Annotated in this window: 10 protein-coding genes; 6 read left to right on the forward strand and 4 right to left on the reverse strand. The window is 52.5% G+C overall.

Annotated elements, in window-relative coordinates; genetic code table 11:
• Positions 1-636 precede the first annotated feature (636 nt).
• The 3 genes from gap to tpiA all read left to right on the forward strand — a co-directional run bounded on the left by gap (position 637) and on the right by tpiA (position 4,011).
• Positions 637-1,650 (forward strand): type I glyceraldehyde-3-phosphate dehydrogenase, encoded by a 1,014-nt coding sequence (gene gap, locus KTT_RS10715; RefSeq protein WP_126595965.1) that lies wholly within the window; start codon positions 637-639, stop codon positions 1,648-1,650.
• 102 nt (positions 1,651-1,752) lie between these two features.
• On the forward strand, positions 1,753-2,946 hold the full coding sequence (locus KTT_RS10720; RefSeq protein WP_126595966.1) for a phosphoglycerate kinase: 1,194 nt from the start codon (positions 1,753-1,755) through the stop codon (positions 2,944-2,946).
• Between the two features lie 270 nt (positions 2,947-3,216).
• Positions 3,217-4,011: a triose-phosphate isomerase gene (gene tpiA, locus KTT_RS10725; protein WP_126595967.1), complete on the forward strand. Its 795-nt coding sequence runs from the start codon at positions 3,217-3,219 to the stop codon at positions 4,009-4,011.
• 896 nt (positions 4,012-4,907) lie between these two features.
• Here tpiA and rpoD read toward each other — a convergent pair.
• From rpoD to KTT_RS10740, 3 genes are all read right to left on the reverse strand, one after another.
• Entirely contained in the window at positions 4,908-6,206 is a 1,299-nt protein-coding gene (rpoD, locus tag KTT_RS10730; protein ID WP_126595968.1) for an RNA polymerase sigma factor RpoD, read from the reverse strand.
• Between the two features lie 168 nt (positions 6,207-6,374).
• Entirely contained in the window at positions 6,375-8,450 is a 2,076-nt protein-coding gene (gene dnaG, locus KTT_RS10735) for a DNA primase (RefSeq protein ID WP_126595969.1), read from the reverse strand.
• 2,263 nt (positions 8,451-10,713) lie between these two features.
• The gene (locus tag KTT_RS10740) at positions 10,714-13,104 is read right to left on the reverse strand and encodes an amylo-alpha-1,6-glucosidase (RefSeq protein ID WP_126595970.1); all 2,391 of its coding nucleotides are present in this window, start codon (positions 13,102-13,104) and stop codon (positions 10,714-10,716) included.
• A gap of 838 nt (positions 13,105-13,942) precedes the next feature.
• Here KTT_RS10740 and KTT_RS10745 point away from each other — a divergent pair.
• Positions 13,943-14,878 (forward strand): ABC transporter substrate-binding protein, encoded by a 936-nt coding sequence (locus KTT_RS10745; protein WP_126595971.1) that lies wholly within the window; start codon positions 13,943-13,945, stop codon positions 14,876-14,878.
• A 160-nt stretch (positions 14,879-15,038) separates the two neighbouring features.
• On the opposite strand, the gene KTT_RS10750 is transcribed toward KTT_RS10745, so the two are convergent.
• Complete coding sequence (locus tag KTT_RS10750; protein WP_160145791.1) at positions 15,039-15,677, reverse strand: HD-GYP domain-containing protein; 639 nt, start codon at positions 15,675-15,677, stop codon at positions 15,039-15,041.
• Between the two features lie 590 nt (positions 15,678-16,267).
• Here KTT_RS10750 and KTT_RS10755 point away from each other — a divergent pair.
• Together KTT_RS10755 and KTT_RS10760 are read left to right on the forward strand one after the other, a co-directional pair.
• A complete protein-coding gene (locus tag KTT_RS10755) occupies positions 16,268-17,569 on the forward strand; it encodes a metallophosphoesterase family protein (RefSeq protein ID WP_126595973.1) in 1,302 nt (433 codons plus the stop codon).
• 63 nt (positions 17,570-17,632) lie between these two features.
• Entirely contained in the window at positions 17,633-21,529 is a 3,897-nt protein-coding gene (locus KTT_RS10760; RefSeq protein ID WP_126595974.1) for an AAA family ATPase, read from the forward strand.
• Positions 21,530-21,577 lie beyond the last annotated feature (48 nt).

Here is a 21,577-nt window from a genome sequence, read left to right on the forward strand (position 1 = left end):
CCCACATCCCATACGCCAACTCAACACTGATTCCTGAGCACCACAGGTGCACAAACAGCCCTTTATATATTTGTGTCCTGGCGGCGCGGATGCGCCGCCAGGACACAAATATATAAAATAAATGCGGCCGCGCAACGGACGCGAGTGCGGGGGCGCTCACGCTCGCCAACACGATATGAGAACTCCTGTTCTCCTATATAGTTACTTTACACACAACGCCAGAAACACTTCTATTCTTCTTGCCCATTAAACTTCCGCTCAGATATATTGCCAGTTTCGTTTGCAAGTGATAACCTTACACATAAGGAAATGAAGGTAACGGCACCCTATTTGGGTGGATCCCCCAGGTAAAATGGAACTGTGTCGATCAACCATCATTACTGTATTTCAACGCCGAAATGCAATAACCTTTATCTCTACATAGTTTGGCAGGTAGATAGTTTCTACACATAAACAAAGCGTGACCTTTTCGTGACACGTGAACGTATTGCAGTGATGCAACCGTAACACGTTGACGACAAACTATGGGTAAGACGACAGATGAGATGAAGAAGATCACTCAGGGGCAAACGATAAAATCTGCTCAGGAGCAAATTGCACAACAAGGGTACAACCCCTCATTAAGGAGAAAAAGCTATGCCAACCCGTATAGGTATCAATGGCTTCGGACGCATCGGGCGTCAGTCCCTCAAAGCAATCCTTGATAACCACTCTAGCGAAATAGAGGTTGTCGCAGTTAACGATCTCACCGATACACATACCAACGCCCATCTTTTAAAATATGATTCCACCTACGGCCGTTTCCCCGGCGAAGTTGAAGCCACTGAAGATACCCTGATCGTAAACGGGCATTCCATCAAAGTTATTGCTCAAAGAGATCCCGCGCAGATCCCCTGGGGCGATCTGGGTGTCGAACTGGTAATCGAGTCGACCGGTCTCTTTACCGATGCATCCAAGGCTTCCGCTCATCTGCAGGGTGGTGCGAAAAAGGTCATTATCTCTGCCCCCGCTAAAGGTGAAGATCTCACCGTTGTTCTTGGTGTGAACGAGAATGTGTATGACCCCGCCAAACACAACATTATTTCCAACGCGTCCTGTACCACGAACTGCCTGGCTCCCGCGGCCAAGGTTCTTAATGATACGTTTGGTATCGAGCGCGGTATGATGAATACCATCCACTCCTACACCAACGACCAGCGTATCCTTGACCAGGTGCATAAAGATCTGCGCCGCGCGCGTGCCGCCGGCAGCAATATCATCCCGACGACGACCGGCGCCGCCCGCGCTCTGGCTCTGGTCATCCCCGAGCTGAAAGGCCGCTTCGATGGTATGTCTCTGCGCGTGCCGACCGTGACGGTCTCGGTCGTCGATTTTGTGGCCACCCTCAATAAAGAGACCTCAGTGGAGGCGATCAACAATGCCTTCAAAGAGGCGGCCTCCGGCTCGCTGAAGGGTATCCTGGGCTATACCGAGGAGCCACTGGTCTCGACCGATTTCCGTGGCGATGCTCGTTCTTCTATCATCGATGGTCTTTCCACCATGGTCATGGGTGGCAATATGGTGAAGGTCCTGGCCTGGTACGACAATGAGTGGGGTTATTCTAACCGCGTTGCCGATCTGGCTGCCTTTATCGCCTCCAAAGGATTCTAGTCTCGCAGGTTCTGATGGCGTATGTTACATCTCTATGGTGTAACTGCGCCATTTTATATGCCAGATTCCCCTGTGGACTCTGGCTAGCCATAGGAGAAAGCGATGAACAAAAAGACTGTTCGGGATATCGATGTGGCGGGCAAACGCGTCCTGGTCCGCGTCGATTTTAATGTCCCACTGGATAATTCTCAACACATTACCGACGATATCCGTATCGTTTCCGCCCTGCCCACTATCAACTATCTGCTCGATAATGGCGCCGCCGTCATCTTGATGTCCCACCTCGGTCGCCCCAAAGGCCAGGTGGTCGATACGATGCGTATGGCGCCCGTGGCGGCTCGTCTCTCAGACCTGCTGCACCGACCGGTCATTACCAGTAGTGACTCCATCGGCCCGGAGGCCGAGGAAAAGGCTCAGGCGCTACGTCCGGGACAGGTACTGCTGCTGGAAAATCTGCGCTTCCATAAGGAAGAGGAAAAGAATGATCCAGAGTTCTCTCGCCAGCTGGCTTCGCTCGGCGATTTCTATGTCAATGATGCCTTCGGTACCGCCCACCGCGCCCATGCCTCAACGGAGGGCGTGACCCACTACCTGCCGGGCGTCTCCGGCTTCCTGGTAGAGAAAGAGCTGAATTTCCTGGGCAGCGCGCTGGAGAATCCACGCCGTCCTTTTGCGGCCATCGTCGGCGGCGCCAAGGTCTCTGATAAGATCGCCGTACTTGAACGTCTGATCACACTGGCGGACAGCATCCTGATCGGCGGTGGCATGGCCAATACCTTCCTCAAAGCCCAGGGATTGGAGATCGGAGATTCGCTGTTCGAAGAGGCGAAGGTAGATGAGGCGAAGGCGTTGATCGCCCAGGCGGAGAAGCTGGGAAAGAAGTTTATTCTGCCTCCGGATGTGGTGATCGCCGATCGCTTCGCCGCCGATGCGGAACATAAGGTGGTCGCCGCGCAGGCCGTTCCTCAGGGATGGCGTATCCTGGATATCGGACCCGCTACAGTTGAGACGTTCCGTCAGGCCCTGGCTACATCCCAGACTATTGTGTGGAACGGTACGCTGGGCGTAGCTGAGATGCCAGCCTTCGCCAAGGGCACCAACGCGGTGATCGAAATCCTGATTGAGCGCGCGCAGCAGGGCGCTACCACCATTATCGGCGGCGGCGATTCGGCGGCGGCCGTGGAACAGGCGGGAGCCGCCAGCAAGATGACGCACGTCTCTACCGGCGGCGGCGCTTCGCTGGAGTTTCTGGAGGGTCGCGTCCTCCCCGGTGTAGCAGCCCTGCAAGATGCCTGAGCACAAAAATGGTACAATGAACGTGCGCCCCTCATGGGCGCCTAACGTAGGTGCCGGGCTTGCCCCGGCTTGGCTGCGAAACGGCCCCGTACCAGGGCGCGCACGTTCCCCGACAAACGGTATCTCTCCAGCAAACGTTGCACCAACGGAAGAGTCCGTTGGGAACGAAAACATGTTTGGTGAAAGGTGCGCGTCCGGCGAGGGGCCGCTTCGCAGCCAAGCCGGGGCAAGCCCGGCACCTACGATCTTCGTTTGGAAAAGGAGCACTATATGGCAACTTCTCGTACTGCAATCATCGCAGGTAACTGGAAAATGAATCTGGGACCCCAGCAGGCCTCAAGCTTTGCCCGGGAGATTCTCCCCTCACTGGGAGATATTATCCGCCACAATTCATCCCTGATGAGCATCCTCTGTCCTCCCTCGATCTCTCTGGCTGCTGTCCATAAAGTAATGGAAGCAATGCCAATCCCTGGCGTCGAGCTGGGTGCCCAGAATATGTACTACGAGGATAAAGGAGCCTTCACCGGCGAGATCGCGCCGGGCATGCTTAAAGAGCTGTGTACCACGGTGATCCTGGGCCATTCTGAACGCCGTACCTATTTCGGTGAGAGCGATGAACTGGTGAATAAGAAAACGCTGGCCGCCCTTGCCTATGGCCTGCGCCCCATCGTCTGTGTGGGAGAGAACACAGATCAATACGAGTCCGGTGAAACGCAGTCCGTGATCAAATCCCAGATCCAGCAGAGCCTGGCGGGACTCAGCGAGGAACAGGCGCCCCAGATCGTTATCGCCTATGAGCCAATCTGGGCCATCGGCACCGGCAAGGCCGCCACAGCCAGAGGCGCCGGCGAGGTCATCCACTTTATTCGCTATACCTATGCCAGCATCTATGGAGAGAGCGCGGCCCAGGCCATCCGCATCCTCTACGGCGGCAGCGTTACTTCCGCCAACATCGCCGAATTCATGGCCCACCCCGACATCGATGGGGGGCTGATCGGCGGCGCCAGCATCAAAAACGACTTCGTCGAAATCGTACGCACCACCGCCGAAACCATCCACCCATAACTGTAGGTTCGGCCCTCGCGGCCAATTTCTCCTCGCCGCATGAACATGTACCTTACATGCGTTCCCATGGTCCTCGCGTTCGGTGGACATGGGTGGACGTGGAGAGGGAATCGGCCGCGAGGGCCGAACCTACGGACCGTTTTCGCGTCGAGGAACATTTGTATTCTACGATCATCTAAGGCGCAAACACATCTACAATCATCTATACAATTAACTTTACAATAACTTATTTATATTACTTTTAAGGAAAAATACCATATCACCGCATATGGCATATCTATTTGATCATTAAAGAATCTCGTTGAGAGCCACGAGAAAACCACTGCAGGGATTTTTACCACTACTGATACCACCCCCACAAAGAAAGCCCTCTGTTGAGGCTATAAACGCGTTTAAGAACCATTTAACATTTAGATTACATGAAGAATTCGCGAAATATATTTTTTCAGAAGTTATCCACCAATGTGGATAACATGGTGATATGTGGAAAACTTATCCACATATCGCGCCAGAAAATTATCCCTCGCATGTTACCGATGCTACACACAGCTGCATTTTTAACGTATTTTCAACATTATTATTTCTGTGCCCCCATTTGCACTAGCGCTTCAGGATTGGAGGAATATCTCTCCTCATTATGTGCTAGCAACAAATGTGGATAAGTTTTCCACATTCGCCGAGGTTATCCACATTATTTTCCAGGTTATCCACACCCTGTTATCGCGCGTATCTCTCCCATAAATTCTGGATCGATGCCTTTCATGCTTTTAAAGTCGCGCAACTAGCATGTTAAGGTCTTTAAGCACACAAAAAAGTGAGCCATTTGTTAACGGCTCACTTCTTATGTTGATAAGTTTTCCACATTCGTGCAAAGTTATGCACATTGACGGTGGATATTAATCCAGGTAGTCCTTCAGCTTACGACTGCGGCTGGGATGGCGCAGTTTGCGCAGCGCCTTGGCTTCGATCTGGCGAATGCGTTCGCGCGTGACGTGGAACTCTTTGCCGACCTCTTCCAGTGTGCGGCTGCGTCCGTCATCCAGACCAAAGCGTAGCTGCAAGACCTTGCGCTCGCGCTCCGTCAGGCTGTCCAACACATCTTCTACCTGCTCTTTGAGCAGTTGATGGCTGGCGGCTTCCGCCGGAGCCAGGGCGGTCTGGTCTTCCAGGAAGTCACCCAGGTGGCTGTCGTCTTCTTCACCGATCGGCGTCTCCAGGCTGACAGGCTCCTGGCTGACCTTAATGATCTCACGTACCTTCTCCGCGCTGATCTCCATCTGCTCGGCAATCTCTTCCGAGGTTGGTTCGCGTCCCAGGTCTTGCAGCAGCCTGCGGCTGATGCGAATCAGGCGGTTAATAGTCTCAACCATGTGTACTGGAATACGAATGGTACGAGCCTGGTCGGCAATAGCACGCGTGATCGCCTGTCTGATCCACCAGGTGGCATAGGTACTGAACTTGTAGCCCTTGGTGTAATCGAATTTTTCAACCGCTCGAATCAGGCCGATATTGCCCTCCTGGATCAGGTCCAACAGGTTCATGCCACGGCCGATGTATTTCTTGGCAACGCTTACCACCAGGCGCAGGTTGGCCTCGGTCAGGCGGCGCTGGGCCTCTTCTCCGTCTTCGATATACTTACGATTCGGCTTTACCTTGAGGCGCTCGGCACGAAGCCGCTCCTGCTTGCCTCTCTCCATCAGTTGCGCCAGGCGCACTTCCTCTTCAGCATTCAGCAGGGGAACACGTCCGATCTCACGCAGATACATGCGCACCGGATCATCCAGGCTGCTCTCGAGGTCGGCTACTACGATCCCCAGCCCATCTCCAAGCTCATCCCATTTCGGGTCCGCCAGGATCTCAGCGTCTACTTCCGCTACTTCTTCGGGGCCGGGCTCCCAGTCTGCCGGTGGCTCTTTTGTTGGATCCAGGGCTTCCATAGGCTCTTCGTCCTGTAATTTAAACAGGTCAAATTCCTCGCTTTTCTCAGCGGGTACCGTTACGCTTGCCGCTGGAACGTGAGCATGATGACCGACGGAGTCAACATTAAAGACTTCTGCCGTATCATTTAACATGGATTCATCCATATCAAAATGTTCAAGATCAAAAACATTATTCAATGGCCCTGTACTGATGGTGCTGACATTTCCATGGTCATTGTGTACTCGATCCATTACTTCTTGGTCCCGATTCACCATTCTGGCATCCCCCTTCAGAAAACAGGCCTAATATAATAAACAATAAATGATGACAATTCCTGTTTTCTGGTCCGATTTGGTAAAAAATGATTTTTTCATTGCCGACCCCTTAAAAATAGATGGCGGCTATGCAAGCTTCCTGATTGCGTTTCACAGCAGTTGCTCTACTTACCCCTGTAGCCGTGTGGCGGTATCGAGTGTTCGTAGCTGCCGTTGTATTGTGACAAATTGCTGCTGAATCTGGCCAACAGCGGCTTTATCGCCCGCTGCGGCGGCCTCTTGCAAAAGAAATTTTAATTCTGTATTTAATTGTAACAATCGCTTTTTTTTGAGACGAGTCGCGCACTGGACGGCTTCTTTTACCAGCGCGCCTGCGTCCTGTGGAGACATCGCTTTAACGCTCTCAAGAACCCTGGCGACCGCAGACATCAGTGCCGAGGGCACAAATTGTTCTAAGGATTGATATGAAGGGGAAGATTCACGTTGATACACAGAGTTGAGTAAGTGGTACAACTCCCGCGTGTCTGTCCCAGCGAAGTCACCTTCGTTAATTATAACACACACATGCGGAAATAAGCCTGGATTTTGCACGAGTAGCCCAATAAGGTAGTCCTCCCATTTTAACGTACTCCGCTCAGTTCTGTCAAGCCCAATCCGTTCCTTGCTGACGTTGCTTTTTGTGTTATCTTTTTCAGGTTCTGTGCGCCTGGACGAAGATTCTCGATCTTCTTCGGCGCGCTCTTTTTGCTGTACTCTTTCAACCTCGGGTGTTTTTCCACTGAAGCTGGCGGTGACACCCGTGGATTTTTGACTCCGTATAGTGCGCTGCAGCTCGTCGTAGAGGCTGCGTTCGTCAATACTGATCATACCTGCCAGCTTGCGTATATATGCGTCCCTTTTGATGCGGTCACTGATCATGGCGATCACCGGTAGTAGCCTTTTGGCCGCTTCGGTCTTTCCCGCTGGCTCCCGTAAATTTAGATCCTCTGTCTTGACAACGAAATAGTAGTCGATAAGAGACAGTGGATGGTTGACGGCGTAAAACCAGGTGGAGAAATCTCGCCTGATTACTTCGTCTGGATCCTCTCCTGGCGGGAGTTGCAGGACGTTAATCTCGGCGTCGACCTGCTCTTCTAGCCGGATGATGCCGCGCGCCTGCTGCTTCGACCCTTTCTGGCCTTTTTGCTGGTATTGACGTGACCCACTTCCCCCGGCCAGGGGCACCGGTACAATGGTGCGGTCAAATCCTTTGAGCGCTTCTTTGATGCCTTGCTCGGTGGCCGCGCTACCAGCTGCGTCAGGATCAAGGGCCAGTGTAACTTGTTTGGTTAGCTTCTTGAGCTTTTGAATGTGCTTCTCGGTAATTGCGCTACCAATACACGCGACGGTCTGTCTGGTTCCATACTGGTGGGCAATAACCGCATCTACGTACCCTTCTACTATAACCACCTGCCCAATTTGCTTTATTGCATCTTTCGCCATATCAATGGCGTATAAAACTGTATTTTTCTCAAATAACATTGTTTGCGGCGAGTTGAGATACTTGGGCTTGCTATCCCCAAGGGCACGACCACCAAATCCGATGACCCGTCCGCGCTCATCCCGAATGGGAAAGATCAAACGGTTGCGAAAGTAGTCGTAGATGCCGTTGCGCTCTCCGCCAAAATTGTCGTTCTCGCGCCAGCGGGCCAACCCACCCATTACTAGCTCTTGTTCAGTGTACCCCCGGCTCAAAAGATAGCGCGATAAAGCGTCCCATTGTTCGCTAGCATAACCCAGACTGAAAGAGAGTACGGTGTCCGCTGAGATACCGCGACTTTCCACATAGGCGCGGGCTCCAGCGGCTTCTTTGGACCTCAACAGCATCTGATGAAACCAGAGCAGCGCCTCCTCATTCAGCTTCCGCAATCGATCCCTGGCCGCGCTGGCCTCTCGTGCCTCTTCTGGATCTCCTCCCTGGTGGTCCTCGATCTCTACCCCGGTCTTCTCACCCAGATAGACCAGCGCCTCGTGGAAATCCAGCCCTTGCTGCTTCTGCACAAAGGAGAAGATGTCACCACCTTCGTTACAGCCAAAACAATGCCACGTCTGGCTCTCCTGGAACACATAGAACGAGGGGGTGCGCTCGTTATGAAATGGACATAATCCCTTATAGGATTTTCCTGATTTCTGTAAGGTAACGACTGTGCTTATCTCATCAACGATATCTGCCTTCGCCTTAATCGTCTCAATTACTGATGTCATGCTTTAATCCCTTAGACAAAGTGGTCTTCTATGCTGCTTATTATCGCGATGAGTGGGAGTTATCCACCAATATAACGGGCTATCTCTCTAAAAGTCGCGTGTATAGTTATTCCGATCCACAACATCATCATGAACAAATCAACTCATTTGGTGGTCGGAATACAAGTATATGCACAAATATACGGAACTTTTGAAGGTGATATACCTATTGTACTACTTGTAACGATAGATTCAGGGTCACCATCGCCTCCATAGGACATCTGGGCTTACTTCATCTCTCACCCCATCGGCCAGCCGATCTCACTCCATTCTCCCTTTTTTGTTATTCGGTGAAGCGGTACTGCCGCCTTCCAGGTATAGGCTTTTGGAGCGGGGTCCAGGGATGGCAACCCCTGGCGGGGTTTCAGGGGTGTCCCCTGATTCCCTCTCTCCTCTCTTTTGCTCTTCGGTGAAACGGTACTGCCGCCTTCCAGGTATAGGCTTTTGGAGCAGGGTCCAGGGGTGGCAAACCCCTGGCGGGGTTTCAGGGGTGTCCCCTGATTCCCTCTCTCCTCTCTTTTGCTCTTCGGTGGGGCGGCAGCGCCGCCCCACCGAAGAGCAAAAAATAAACAATGCGGCCACGCACGCGGACGCCCGAGCGAAGGCGCTCAACTCCCCTCCTGTAAAAGGCCGCCTGGTGGCTCCCCCCTTTTTTCCGTTCCACGCCAAAGTTATCCACAGCCCTATACTACTAATATATATATATATTTTTAAAAAGATATATAAAACAGTAGTAGTAGGGGATGTGGAAAAGTGGATAACTTTTTTTTTTGGCGAATTTTTCGGAATTTTATTAATAGCCTGTACCGGCCTCTAGAGCGGATCCGGGCCCTCTAAAAAAAGTTATCCACACAAGCGTCCAGGCAGGCGAATTTATGTGGATAGACTGTGGATAACCTGTGGAAAACTTATCCACATAGGGGTAAAAGATGAATAAAGGTTCATAACTTATCCACAGGTTTTTGAGACTTATCCACAGGTTATCCACAGGTTATCCACAGCCTTTTTTTGGGGTGGATAAGTTTTCCACACCCGATGTGGAAAACTCAAAAAAATGTGGATAACCCCTTTTTTATGACAAATTATACATTTTTTGCCCCATAGTATTGAAGCGTGTCTATCGCTAGTTGACAGAATATCTGGCTTTTATTCCGTTCGCTAGCTTATCTATGATCTTCATCACCGCCCTCTTGCTTTATCCGCGGTCGTCGGTCCTAAAAAGTTATCCACACAAAATGTGGATAACTCTGGTCGGCACCGATAATCTTGTCCGTATGTGTACCCCGATGTGGATAGAATGTGGATAAGTTTTCCACATCAAATGTGGAAAACCCTGCCAGTTATATCGTATATCTATCTTTATGATTGTAATGTGGAAAACTTATCCACATTTGATGTGGAAAACTCTATTCGCTGTGAGGAAACTGTGAGGATCTTGTGAAAAATATAACTAGTTTTATAGCCAGTTATGGGAAATGTGGATAATGTGGAAAACTTATCCACATCGAGTGTGGAAAACTCTTTGTCACTGTTAGAAAGCTGTGAGGTTTCTGTGAAGTGTTATATAGCCTGCTATATAACTAATAGCTAGCTATATAGCAGGCTATGGAAAATGTGGATAGTGTGGAAAACTTATCCACATTTGATGTGGATAACTCGAATCGTTGTTAGAAAGTTGTGAGGATCTTGTAATAGCTATATAACTGGTTATATAGATTGATAACAAGACTATCAACTAGACATAAAAAATGTGGATAATGTGGATAAGTTTTCCACATTTTTTGTGGAAAACTTTTTGGCGTGTGAAATGTGTGTGAAAAATATAACCGGTTATATAGCTAGCTATGGAAATTTGTGAGGAAACTGTGAGGAAACTGTGAGGTTTGTGGAAAAATCATGTTTATAGGAAGAAAGCTTAGAAAATGCGGCTAAATTGAACATTATTTCATGTTTCAGAGCGCTATATGAGCCATCCTTCATATCATTATGTCCACCAAAAAAAGGACACGGAGGCAGGTTTTCCACAAAAGTTATCCACAATCGATGTGGATAACCAACGAAAAATGTGCACAACCTCAAAAAATGTGTGCACCCCTCCGGCTCACCCCGGCTTCCCGTACCCAAGCGCACACGCCCCTTCAACGTTGCCCGGGTGGCGAGCTGCTTATGAGCTCACCACCTGGAATAAATGAGGATTTAAAGCGGGGATGAAGCGATATGTTCTTTATATAGCATCAATTGATTCGCGTGCCTGGCGCCCTATGGGACGATGTGAACTCCACTTGGCGAGTCGGTTAAAAGCTCGTAGTAATTCAGCTGTACTGAGCAGGGACGCGCTCTGCGGTCCCGCGTGTTGTGGATAATCGCCGTCGAAGACACCTTCATACATGCCAAGCAGTCCCTGGCTGTACCTGTCCTGTAGTGGCTTTAGCAGTTGCATGCCTCTCCACCACATATGCTCCTTGAGCGATTGTTTATTTTCCTCGCCCGCTGTGCCTTTACTTAGATTTATCATGGCATCCACATAGGGACCCAGGAGCCATGTCCAGCAGCTACCCTGATGAAGGGACTGCTGATGACGGGCGCCGCGTTCAATGTGAGGATGATAGCCTGGCTCACAGGCTGCCATTGTGCGGTATGGTGTGAGTAAATGCCGGGTGATGATATCAAAGATCTGTTGCCGCTGAGCTGGATTCAGGATGGAATGTGGGAGGGAGAGCGCGAACAGCTGATTGACGCGTAGCGTGGCATCGTTCCCCTCGGGTCCATCAATAACATCATATAAATAGCCCTGCTCTGACTGCCAGAAGCGTTTCTGAATGCCGCGTTTGCAGCTCTCGGCATACTGCTGATAATAGGCGCCGCTGTTCTCTATATGCCCTATATATTCCAGCCGTTCCGACCAGCCCTGCATGAGCATTAATGCGTGGTACCAGAGCGCATTGAGTTCAATTGGTTTGCCGGACCGGGGAGTGACCGGCTGACCTTCATGATATGCATTCATCCATGTTAGAGCTTTACCCTCTTTTTCCGCTATCAGCAATCCATCTTTGGGATCAACATGGATGCCGTTGTGGGTCCCTTGCCTGTAGCGATTGATGCATTCCACCAGGCGAGGAAAGACCTCCTCAAGGAACTCATAATGCCCGGTTGCCCGTAGATAGTGGTCAAGCGCGTAAAAATACCACAGGGCGATGTCGGCGTTGCTGTAGTTGTGGTCCGTCAGGGCCTGCCGTGCCGTGGGCAACCGATCTGGTAAGATGCCTCCTATAAAGTGATCCGCCAGGTCCCCCAGGAATTGATGGGCCTCTACGTAGCGTTCGGTTACCAGTAAAATGCCAGGCAGAGCGATCAGCGCGTCCCGCGTTCTGTAGTCCTGGGCAAAGTATTCCGCTACCAGGGCTATTCGCGACCGGTTTCCTCGCGTGATGAGTCCCGCCTGACTGTCTAAACTCGCTTCTTGGCTGGTGGCTGTGGGATAGTAGTGGCTAATGAAGTGTTCGCTGGCGTAGAGCAATTGTCGCGCGTCGCATTGTTTATCCGCCCGCGATCCTGGTGTCGCACCGCTGTATGGCCGCTCGGTCTGTTGCTCTGGCCGTAACGTATGTAGCACCCGCTCCATGGTATGCTGACGCTGCTCTCTGCTTTTCTCGTAGAGAGAGGCGATGGCATCGTACTGATAGAGCTGCGGCTCCAGCTTTTCTGTACTGGCTATGATGGTGAGCGTATCCTGGCGGCCAGGCCAGAGCAGGACGCGAAACACCCCTGGTAGATAGAGATCGTCTGTATCGGGCTGATCCTCCCTGGCGTTACAGCGCCGCAGGAAGTTCCAATACCATACCCCCGTTGGAATAAATGCGGGCTGATTCTCATCCTGCCCGATAGCCAGTAGATGATATGCTGGTACTGTATCGTTGGTTATGATGGTGCAGCCGGCGACTCCCGCTGGCAACTGGTGATTCCACTGACTCTCTTCGCTTTCCAGTGCCATATCTTCCGTTCTGTGGGTATGTACATGCAGATGTGGCGCCTGCTGACTGCGCTGGGGCCGGTCATAAGGACGGTTCGCTGTAAATGGTAACAGGGTCAGAATCAGTGGCTCCTGCCTCTCTTGTTCGGCCTGACGCCTGGCATCGGTGTCCAGAGGTTCGGTTCTGCCATTGCGCGTATAGACCGGTTTATCCGGAGACTCTGGCCTCAGTACGGTATACTGAATGTAGGTCGTGTTGAAGCCACGTACCATCCAGATGCGCTTCTCCAGTAGCAGCCCGTCAATACCTCCGAGCCGATAGGTGAAGATTGGACAACCCTCCTGCAGGCGAAATGCTTCCAGATGCACAAAACCCGCCGGATTGAATATACCATCCCTGTATTCATTGGTGCCCAGGTAGTAGGTGCGCTGATCAAAGCTAATCTCTTCATCGACTTTCGCGAGCAAAAGTTGTGGTTGTCGTGTACCGGGTAGTGATGCTACCAGCAAGCCATGTTGCATACGTGTAAGCACGCCGGCAACTGTTCCTGCCGCGTATCCTCCCAGACCATTTGTCACAAGCCATTCGCGAGAGATGGTCTCATTGAGATCGCAGCAAATGTTGCGGTCAAAGTTGATGGCCATGTTAGACCCTCCAAGCCCCTCAAGCTGATTTTCGCGACTACAAGTGCACAATGGTATACCGTTTCATCTGGAGCAGCCTGTGGTGGCTGCGCTCAAGCGTTATCTCCAGATGTTTTTGGTTATGCTATTCGGTTGTGATTTGTATCTGACTACTCGATAGTGTAACACAATATCTTCTGATAAACAGCTATTCATATATGATTTTTCGGGCATTTTCTTTTATGAGCGAAAAATTCTTGTTGCCTACTATACATAAAATTCCCGACTCTGTGATCCCAGGGCCCCAATTAACGTAAGTTCTTAAGAATGTGTTTGACTCTTGTTACTCACTGTGGGGACACGTGGGCGCCCCCACACGCGCGTCCGCTGCGCGGCCGCACTGGTTTTTATGTTAGTGCATGGGGCGCGCATCCGCGCCCCATGCACTAACATAAAAACCAGTGCGGCGAAGCCGTTTGTGTACGGTGCAGCCAGTGCGGCGAAGCCGTTTGTGTACGGTGCAGCCAGTGCGGCGAAGCCGTTTGTGTACGGTGCAGCCAGTGCGGCGAAGCCGTTTGTGTACGGTGCAGCCAGTGCGGCGAAGCCGTTTGTGTACGGTGCAGCCAGCGCGGCGAAGCCGTTTGTGTGCGGTGCAGCCAGCGCGGCGAAGCCGTGTTTATGCTGGTGTAACCGGGGCGCATCCGCGCCCCGGTTACACCAGCATAAAAAAACCAGTGCGGCCGCGCAGCGGACGCGCGTGTGGGGGCGCCCACGTTCGCTAACACAAAGAGAATAAAACACATTCAGGGAGACACGCCGTCCGCAGGACGGCATCAAAGGAGAGGAGCTTTCATTTTCCATGGCTTATCCTTGTCTGGGGGGCGGGCGGCGCTATCGGTGTCTGAATGTCTTCCTGTCTGTATGCATGTGCCTGTTGTTTCTGGCGGCCTGTGAGGGAGGATCGGCTTCTCCGACTCTTCTTGCGACGCCATCACCTACCATTAATCCTGCTCTACATTTGATCTCAGCGCGAGAACTGACTGTTGGAAGCTATCTTAACTATCCTCCACAGGAGTTTGTCGATCCTACCTCTAAGCAGCCCGCTGGCTTCGATATTGATTTAATCAGCGCTATTGCGACGAAGATGCATCTGAAGACCCACGTGGCGGCAAATGATTTTTCGTCTCTGATCGATGGCCTCGTGGCGGGCCGCTTTGACGTGGTTATCTCGGCGGTAAGTATTACCCCTGAAGTGCAGAAGCGGGTCAATTTTATCCCCTATTTTCGCGGCGGCAAGTCTTTGCTGGTCCTCAAGGGTGATCCTCTGGCGATTCACTCTATGACAGATCTGTGTGGGAAATCTGTGGCCGTGCAAGAGCAAACCTCCGAGGGTCGGGAGTTGTCGAGCATGGACGGTGTATGCCATCAAAATGGCCAGGCCGCCATACACATAGTACAGGTGAAGCAATACAACGCGGCGTTCCAGTTGCTGCAGGACCAACGCGTGGCCGCCGCCTATGAAGATGCTTCTGTGGTCGATTATTCTATCCTGCAGCATCCGGATATCTTACAGCGCGTCGGCGATATGGTCGGCGTAACGACCGAAGGGATTTTAGTACGTAACGATGATGTGGCCCTGTCCTCTACCATCAGGTTGGCCTTGCAGTCTCTACAGCAAAAAGGTTCCTATGCGACCCTGATTCGGAAATGGGGGCTCTACAGCGGCGATATTACGGTTCCGGCTAATTATAACATTCAACCGCAGACCACCGACGGCAGCCATTGGATAAAATAAATTGCTTTTACTCTCCACGCATGATCATGCCCCCGTAGGTTCGGCCCTTGCGGCCGATTTCTCCTCGCCGTACGGGTATGTATCTCACATGCGTTTCCGTGGTCCTCGCGTTCGGTGGACATTACGCACGTGGAGAGGTAATCGGCCGCAAGGGCCGAACCTACGACGAGGATCCGGCGATAAACATATTGTAGAAGCCGGGCTGACGCAGATTCTTTAACGAAATATCACAGACATGCTGTGTTAGAGTAAAGTCTGGCGTAATATCTAATAAGTGCACAAATGCCTGCAGGATGGCGGGATCAAAGTTGGTACCTGAACCTGCCAGGAGCCGTTCGCGCGCTTCATCCATAGAGAGTGGGGCTTTATATGGACGCTGCGAGGTGAGAACGTCATAGACATCGGCTACGGTCAGTATCCTGGCACTGAATGGTATCTCTTCATTTTTCAACCTGGCCGGATACCCCTGCCCGTTCCAGGATTCATGATGATAGAGCACCGCTTCTACATAGAAAGGGTGTACTTCATATCCAATTAATATTCTCGCTCCTGTAATCGGGTGTCGCTCCATCTTGAGCCGCTCTTCCCTTGAGAGGGCCGCCGATTTATTTAAAATGTCGTTGCCGATCCAGGTCTTGCCCAGATCATGAACCAGCGCCGCTAGAGCCAGATCCCTCGCTTCCCTTCGACTCCAGCCAAGGTAGCGTGCCAGCCGCTGGGCATAAACCGCTACCCGGCGCGAGTGCTCATAGGTGACGATGTCACGCTCCTGAATACTCTGGGCCAATGAGAGGAGCACTTTTCTTGTTTCTTTGTCTCTCTCTAAGTGTGATAAATACTTTACAGCCACCACTCTGCTCTCCCACATATCTAATGGAACTTGATAGCTTCCTGGCTACCAATAACGAATACGAATAAATTGCTCTAAGATAAAGCGAATAATACCAATTGGCTATCGCCGACCGACTTTTGGCTTTGTTAGTACGACTCGATCGATGCCTGCCTTTTATGTTATGTTTTTTCTCTCTGTATTTTGGTGGGTCGTTATCATATTAATATTTCATTTTTCATACTGTCCACGACAGAGGAGGAATAAGTACTTTTGTATTACTTTGCACAACTCCTTTTATTCCCCAAATAGTCCCTCTTACTATCATGATTCGTTTTTAATCTTCTGCTTTTGTGATAGACTCACCTTGAGAAAAGAGTACTATCAAAAAGCAGCGTTCATATATAATAACAGCATGCATAGTGTATGCTGACTGATTATTTCCTGCCAACCGGGCTATCTTCGACCTGCTCGGGTCAGAGGCCTGAATAAAGCCTGGCAGCGTTTGTCAGCATTGGAGTAGCTTGCTTCTCTAGTCAGCCAACAAGGAAGTGGTCCCGATGGGAGACGATATTTTGAAACAAGATTCGAAACCAGATGTGGTCCCTGAGCATCAGCAGCGCGAGGGTGTGGTTACGGTGGTGCTGACGGCGGATAACCATCTGGGTTACACGGGGTTTGGGCAACATCCTCGTAAGCGTGAGGAGCGTCAACAGCGCTTGCGCCATGCTTTTCAGCAGGCGACAGATTTCGCGATCGTTCAGGGCGTCGACTTATTTATTCAGGCGGGCGATCTGTTTGATTCGACGACTCCTGATGAGCGGGACCGCAGTTTTGTGGCGGAGCGCCTGGCCCAGTTGAAGCAGGCCGGTGTGCAGACCTTCGCGCTGGGTGGCGTGCATGATACCCCGGCTACCTCTCAGTCTCTGCTGGGTGGCGATACAACTCCCGCTCCTCAGATGAGCTATGCACGCCTGGGCGCTCTCCACTATTTACCTCCGGTCCAGAAGGGTGACTCTGCGCAGCTTGAACCTGTTGTGGCCGATGTTCGAGGCACAACGGTCGGTATCTGCGGACTGGGCGTGCTGGCCGGCCAGGTTGGTGATCCAATGGCCGATATGCAGGTGAATCTGGAGATTGAGCGCGCCGATATTCCTTTGCTGATTCTGCATGCCCCTGTTGAGGGCCTGACGGTTGGCTCTTCTCTCCTTGATACACGCGCGGCTGTGGCACAGCAGAGCATTCGTGAACAGAGCGCTTTTTCTTATATTCTTGCGGGCTATCATCATAGCCATCATCGTTTGCAGATTGGCCAGACCGAAGTGATTGTGGCCGGAGCGACCCAGTATATCGATTTTAGTACGCCCGACCAGGCTCCTGGCTTTGTCTTCCTCGGATTGGCGGCCGATGGCGTGCGCTGGTGCAATCATATTAGCGTCGATACCCTGTCTATGCATAGCCTGGATATTTCAACCGCGGAGCTCTGGCCGGATGAGGCGACGGCCTCTCCTACCGAGATTATACTGGAGCGTCTGCGCCCTCTCTGTCAGGATGACGCCATGATCCTGTTGCGTCTCCAGGGAGAATTGACGCGCGGCGCGTATCATGAGCTTGACCTGAATCAAATCCGTCGCTATGGAGAAGAGCATTGCTTTGCTCTGGCTATCGATGATAGCGCCCTTTCTGTTTCAAATGAGGATGGCCCGGTCTCCGTCGAGGCTGGTGAACGCCTCTCCTTGCGCGAGGAGCTATCTTCGCTGGCCGATGAGTGGATCTCTTCCGCTACTGCCGATGAACAGCAGGCTTTGCGCTTCACGAAAGAGGAATTATTGTTGGCGATAGATGAGATGAAAAGTAGGTAGTAGCTGGGATGGTTGCTATCCATTTGCGCCCATCAGTCTGGCACTGGCGAACGGAGTAGACCCATGATAATTCTAAAGCATGTAACGATTGAGCGGTTCAGGCTTTTGCGCTCTATGAACCTGCATTTCCCTCAACGTGGTAGCATTTTGATCCAGGGCCCCAATGAGGCTGGCAAGTCTGCTCTCATTGAAAGTTTGTATTTCGCATTGTATGGTGAACCCCTGGCTTCCCGACGTGATCATCATTCCCTTGATGACCTGATCTCATACGGCGCCACCAGTGCGGTTGTGACCCTTGCCCTTTCGGCGGGCGCGACCGAATTGACGATTGCTCGTACTATCGAGCGTGGCAAGGGGCAGTCGGCCTCTTTGTTGATCCAACAATTGGGGATGCCCGATGAGCCACCGATCACTGATCTGGCGGCGGTGAATGCACGCATCATTTCTGAACTTGGTAATCTCGACGGCACAACGCTGCGCGAGTCCGGTCTGGTTGAGCAAAAGGGCTTGACCCTGTTGGAATCTATCTCTGGCTCAGCTCGTGAGAAGACGATCCGTAATTTGTTGGGATTGGATGCGGTGAACACCCTGTCTGAACAGTTCCAGGTGGAGCCGGAGGATGAAGAGCGGCTGCATACATGCTCCGAACGGCTTGCGCTGGCTGAGATCCAGGCGCGCATCCCACAGCTTCAGGAGGAGCTTGGCCAGTTCGAGGTGGCCCTCGATGCAGTTCAGGTTAATGAGTATCTGGCTGATATCGATCAGCAGGAGGCCGATATCAGTGAACTGGAGCAGAGTCTGGAGCAGATCCAGGCCCGGCGCCTCGATCTGAGAAGCCAACAGGGACGCGTTCAGCAACTGAAGAGGGCCGATCTCACCCTGGCTGAGATTATCGCTTCCTATGATGATATTGCTGAGGCGCGCCGCGAGTTGCCATCTCTTGAGCAGCGCATCGCCGAGCTGGAGCGCCGTGAGCGCGAAGAGCTACCACAGGCTGAGAAACGTGTGAGCGACCTGGCCGAGTTGACGCGCTCTTTCGGTACTCTACAACGTATGTCCAACGATCTGCTGACGGCCGTGGATTCTATTAAAGATCTGGAACAGGATGTCCGCGAATATCAGGAGACCAATCTGCACCTGCACACCCTCGATGAGCAGATCAATCAGGCCCGGGCGCGCCTGGCGAATACGCAGAAGAATCTGCAGACGGTGGAGGAGCAGCGACGTGCTCGGCGTCCTCAACTGGAGGAACGCTTGCAGCGCTTGCAGTTCCTGTCCGAACGCCTGCATCATCTGCGCCAGCTCGAAGAGGACTATACACGCCGCGTTTCTGGCCGAGACGCGGCGGAAGAGCATGAGGCCCGGCTGCAAAAGGTTATTCAGGATCTCAACGATGCTCAGCAGGAGCTGGAGCTGGCGCAATATGAGGCTCAGCAAGTTCAGCAGCAGAGCGATACCATGGAGAAGTCCTGGCGCCAATTGCGTATCCGCCAGCAGGTGGAGGAATGGCATCGCTTAAAGGGTCTGGCACAGGGACTGACACAGGCTGAGCAGCATGTTCATCAGGCCCGCCAGCAGCAGGAGAGTGTGACCAGGCAGCGCCTGGCTACACGCGATACCGCCCACAAATATATGCTCATCATGGGGGGCTGCGGCCTGGGTATTATCATCTGTTTATTATTAGCCCTCTTGATGTTGACCAGCAATTTCGTGGTGTCGATCATCGCTGTGGTTGTGATGCTGCTGTTGATTGCCCCAGCCTACCTGAGCTATCAGCGCTATCAGAAGAGCCGCCAGGAAGAGAATACCTTTAAGGTGCAGGAGCAGGAGGCTATCAGCCGCGTACAGAAGATGGTGGCTGCCCGCGAGGCGGCTGTGCGCAAGGTTGGTAATGAGGATGCTCTGCGCCAGGTTGAGCAGGAGATCACCGCTCTCGGCGGCTCGGTCCCACCAAATCTGGAGGAGGCCCAGCTGTTCCTGGATAGTACGCGCGACCAGGGCGACATAGCCGAGGCCCAGCGGAAGAAGAACTCGAAGCTCGAAGAGTTGAACTCCGCCCGTGATCGCGTCAAGAAGAAACAGGCGGTTATAGATAACTTACGCCAGGAGCGCTCAAGCCTGGAAAATACGCGCAAGCGTGAGCAGTGGGATAATATGGAGGAGAACCTGCAGAAAGATCAGGTCGCCGTTGAGTTGATGCATCAGGAGATTACCTTGCTGGCCGGCCAGGAGAATCTGCCTATGCCGAGCATCAATGCCCGCATTCAGGCCAGCCCGATTCCTCCTTCTCAACCCTCCTTTGTCTCCGGCTCCCTTGCCCCGGTGATCCCTGAGGAAGACATCTCTGGCGTTCCCGATCTTGAGGGTATGGTCGAGAGTACCATTAAAGCGACCGAACATGAGATCGCTTCTCTGGATGGCAAGCTTGATGTGGTGAGCGAGTTGGCCCGGCAGACAAAGGCCAATCAGGATAGCCTGGATGCTTTGATTGAGAGCAGGCGTACCCTTGAGGATCGCAATGCTCGCTTTAAAGATAATCCACCCGATGTGCAGATTGAGCGGGCCCGCGAGCAGCAGGTAGCCCTGAGTAGCGCCTTGCAATCCCTGAAGGATTCTTTGCGCCAGCGGGTCAAACCTTTAGGCGTGCGCTTCGGACAGGCTGAGGTTGGCAGCGCTGAGACCGCCGCCCGCCGCCAGCTTGAAGAGTTGAATATTACGCTGGGCAATAAGATTATGCTTCAGGAGAGCCATGCTCGCTATACCGCGCTGCTGCGTGAGCGCCAGGAATCCTTGTCGGAGCATTATAAGCAGCTGGCCAAATTTAGTAATACCCTGGGAAGCTGGATCGTTCCCCTGAATCCATTTGCTGAGGCCCTGGTGGCTCTGCGCAACCGTTGCCATAAGGAGCTACATGAGGCCAATGAGGAGCAGATCTTGCGCGATCTGACATCCCTGCAGGAGCAGGAACAGGCATCCAATGCCAGAATAGAGCTGTGCCGGCAGGAAATTCGCGGCGACCAGGCTTCGATCTCTAACTTGCTGGCCGCCCATGATCTTGAACAGCCCTCTGGCTATGCGCGCCGCGACCTGCTGGCGGCCTGGCCTTTGCTGGAGCAGCATCCTGCCGAAGATCGACAACGTCTTGAGGATGATACCGCGGCCCATCAGCAGGAGTTGCAGGATCTGCAGGAGCAGGCCGCGACTCTGGCTGAGAAGCTCCATACCGGCGAGGAGACGCTGGATCTTGAGCAGGCACGCGCGCAGATGGAGCAGGAGGAGCGCTCCTACCAGATCAAGAAATATGGCTATCGCCTGTTGCAGGAGGCGGAGCAGCGGCTCCTGCGTAAGGTCCAGCCGCGCACAGAGTATTATATGCAGCAGATTCTTCCCCTGCTGACCGGTGGTCGTTATCATGACGTGCATCTGACGACCCAGCCAGAAGAGGGAGCCGTCAGCGGCGGACCATTCCAGATCGAGGTCTGGGATAGTGGCGCTGGGAAGTATTTACCTACCTCCGCCCTCTCGGGTGGTGCGGCCGATCTGTTTTCCCTGTCTTTGCGCCTGGCCTTTGCCATCGCAACGCTGCCTGGCGATCTGAATCTCGCTCCGGGCTTTGTTCTGTTGGATGAGCCATTGAGCTCCTTCGATCGTGGCCGTGCCCAGGCACTGGTCGATGTTGTTAGCGGCGACATCATGAGCCAGCACTTTGAGCAGATCATCCTGCTCTCACATAGCAGCGCCTTCGATCCGGCCATGTTCCCTTATCACATCTACATGGATAATGGTTTTGTGCTCGATAGTAACCTGCCGATCGTCGCCATGGATACCGTCCCGCAAACCATGATCAGCGCTGATAGCCTGCCCTTTACACCTGTCCCCGAGGACTTTGATGACGAAGATGATGACGATAAAACCGCCATCGTAGCCGCCATCAAATTACCCTCCCCCAACAAAAAATAATCATATACACAATACACAAATTGATGGACCGGCGGCCGCGGCCGCCGG

The organism is Dictyobacter aurantiacus (genome assembly GCF_003967515.1).
Lineage (GTDB): Bacteria > Chloroflexota > Ktedonobacteria > Ktedonobacterales > Ktedonobacteraceae > Dictyobacter > Dictyobacter aurantiacus.